Source organism: Bacillus sp. ME78, from assembly GCF_903970865.1.
Classification (GTDB): Bacteria; Bacillota; Bacilli; order Bacillales; family Bacillaceae_G; genus Bacillus_A; species Bacillus_A cereus.
In genome coordinates, this window is record NZ_CAJCKK010000068.1 from 1 (window position 1) to 3,022 (window position 3,022).

A 3,022-nucleotide genomic window follows, 5' to 3' on the forward strand; every position below is an offset into this window, starting at 1 on the left:
CATTTACTACAACAGGTGGTGTCTTAATTTGAAAATCAAGATACTTCTGTGCTTCCTTTTTAGTTAATCTAAAATCCGAATAAATTTTCCTTCTAAATGGTTCAATTTCTTTTTCATTTTCCTTAAATTTGTTCTGTTCCTCTGGGTCTAATTTGTCAGGATTCCCCACTAACCTTATTTTTTTACTCAAAGTATATGACTCTGTTTCTAATTCAATAAACCGTTTAAATTCTTCTTTCGTAAACAGCTTTCGCGCCACTCCAAGTTCTGTAAGGAAAATATTGTACTCTCCTTCGGTAATTAAAAATTCTGCTTCTGCCTGTTCTTTTGTACCAATCATTTTTTCAACTATTTGCTGCAAAGAGTTATCGGGTTGTGTTTTTAATTCTTTCATACTATTTTTCTCTTCTATTTGTTGTTTCTTAGAGTTAGTTGGCATATCAGCACGAGCATTTAATAAGGACACAGATGATACTGCAATAACTGCCACAGCTCCTAGCGCAGACCAGCGATATGATTTTCTTTGGAATTTTTTAATCATTAGAATTCTCCTTTTTAACATTCTTTTGTTTTTACTAAAATTCGCCATACCGGGTACTTGATAATAACCTGAATAATGTTCCAAAAGGCTAATAATAGTATGGCCATACGCAATTTGTTCCTCTGAATTAATACATGTAAGAGCTAATGCATCGCATGCTAGTTCTTGATCTTCCCGCATACATGAGTAGGCATACCAAAGAATAGGATTAAACCAATTTAAAATGAGTAAGCCATGCATTAGCCAGTTCACACCAACATCTCTTCGCTTGATGTGAGCTAATTCATGATGAAAAATATACCGTAATTGTTGTTCTTCTAATATTTCCATATGTACAGTTGACAACAGCAACTTAGGCCGAATAAATCCGAACACTGTTGGACTGGAAACCTTTCCAGATACAAGTAGAGGGATCTCTTGTCGAACAGACATAGATTGCTTACACTCTTCAAAAATCTGGACAATCTTTTCATCTGTAATAACAGGTTGTTTTTTTATGTAAAGTAATAAACGCCTGTTCATAATAAATGTAGCAACACTTAGAAGGATAACGCCAGTAAGCCAAATGTATATACAGATTGTATAGAATGGAACCGTCTCACCATCCTGCTTTTCATTACTGTGTGTTTGTGTCTTGTTTGCCTGATTAGTTTGTGTTGAACTTGAGGTAGAAGTATTTTCTTTTGTGAGAACCTTTGTTTCGTCTATACCTTTCAAATCTTCCATGTGTTCTTTTGAAAGAAAAATAGCTACGGGGTTTTGGCTAGAAAGGAATGCATCATCATTCTTGTAAGTAAGAACAGAATAAATACTATAGGAACTATCTGGCGACCAAGGTAAAACAAGTCTTATAATTAATATCATCCATAGCATGTATTGCCAACGTGGAGTTAATTTATTTCTAAACAAGACCTTGATACATAAGATTAGGACTACTAATATACTAGCCATAATAGAGGTCTCTATCAACCAATCAAAAAAATGAGGCAGATAGACATTTATAAACATTTCTATCATTATGATCTATCCTTCCTCTGATTTTCCTCAGTTTTCTCATCAAGGATACGTTTAAGCTCGTTAATGTCTTCTGAAGACAGCCTTTCTTCTTTCAAGAAATTTACCAGTAAAGGCTTAAATGCTGCACCATAGAAACGTTTAAGCAAAGATTTTGTTTCTACTTGTAAATAACTATCTTGCGATACCAAAGGATAATAAGAGTACAAACGCCCTTTATCTTGATGGTAAGCCACTGCTTCTTTGTGAACTAATCGATTAATTAGTGTTCGAATCGTTTTGGGTTTCCAATCCATTTTCTTCTCCAACTCTTCAATCACTTCATTTGCCGTTTGTGGAGATTTTGACCATAGTACTTTCATTACTTCTAACTCAGCTTCTGAAATTTTAGGTAATTCTTTCATTAGTTTATATTACACCTCCCTCGGATTACGTTTGTAATCCGTAATTGAATATTACACTTGTAATCTTACGTTGTCAATCTTATTTTATGTTTGTGAAATCCTTTCCTATGCCCATCAACATAAGAATGAAAGAAATTAGCATAAGTATAGACTTTCATGTCCTCCTAATGAGACAAGAAAATAGATGCTCATAAATATGTTTGTAAATAATATAAAATTAAATTTTAACTTCACACATAATTAGTATTTGCTATTTTTACAAAGTACCCACTTTGGTGTCTTCGTTTAAAAAAGTACCATTTTCTTGTCTAAATATCGAGACAAGAAAATGGGTACTAAATGAAATGTACCTGTAGATAATTTAGCATTTTAATCTATAAAATAAGTTCTTAGTTCCACTTTTGGAAATTGATTGGGACATGAAATTCCAAAATGAAATTTGATAGATTTACAAAACTAAATTCATTTAATCTTGTGTGAACGCATTGGTTTAAATACTAATTGTGTTTAATGATGTGAAGAATTTTAGAACATCCTTCAATAAAGAAGCCCTTTGTACTTTGTATAAGTTACTATGGACTTCTTTAATTTCACATCATATTTGATATATTTTATTGCTCTTAGTGATGCTTCTCAATAATAAATTTTGAAACTAACACTGACAATGCTTCTACTTTTTCTTTTATTTTGTTAGACTGATTCGATATTTCCTCGATTGATGCTGCTTGTGATTGGATAGACTGTACAGTTTGAGTTGTTTCCTTAGCTACTTGCGTGGCAGTTTCAGAAACACTGGACATAGAGGCATTGACTTCTTCTGTACCGGCAGACATTTCTTCTGTCGCTGCAGATACTTCTTGAATTTGACTAGTGATTTTATTAATAGCCGACAGAATGCTTGATCTGCTTTATTAGCTGTTTCTTTTCCCTCCGAAGCTTTTTGTTGGCCTTTTTGCATTGCAGCAACTGTATCTTTTGTATCTTGTTGAATGGCTTGTATTAAATGATTGATTTCAAATGCAGATGTTTTAGACTGCTCAGCTAAATTTCCTACTTCCGCTGC

Annotated in this window: 2 protein-coding genes and 1 pseudogene; all 3 read right to left on the reverse strand. The window is 33.2% G+C overall.

Going from position 1 to position 3,022, the window contains the following annotated elements; all coding sequences use genetic code 11:
• On the reverse strand, positions 1-1,558 hold a 1,558-nt coding region (locus tag H6481_RS27940; RefSeq protein ID WP_182813780.1), incomplete at its 3' end, for a M56 family metallopeptidase.
• Positions 1,558-1,959, reverse strand: coding sequence for a BlaI/MecI/CopY family transcriptional regulator (locus tag H6481_RS27945; protein WP_000661425.1), 402 nt, complete (start codon positions 1,957-1,959; stop codon positions 1,558-1,560). The genes H6481_RS27945 and H6481_RS27940, both read right to left, overlap by 1 nt.
• Positions 1,960-2,579: 620 nt before the next feature.
• A pseudogene (locus H6481_RS27950) lies at positions 2,580-3,022 on the reverse strand (methyl-accepting chemotaxis protein); the annotation flags it as partial.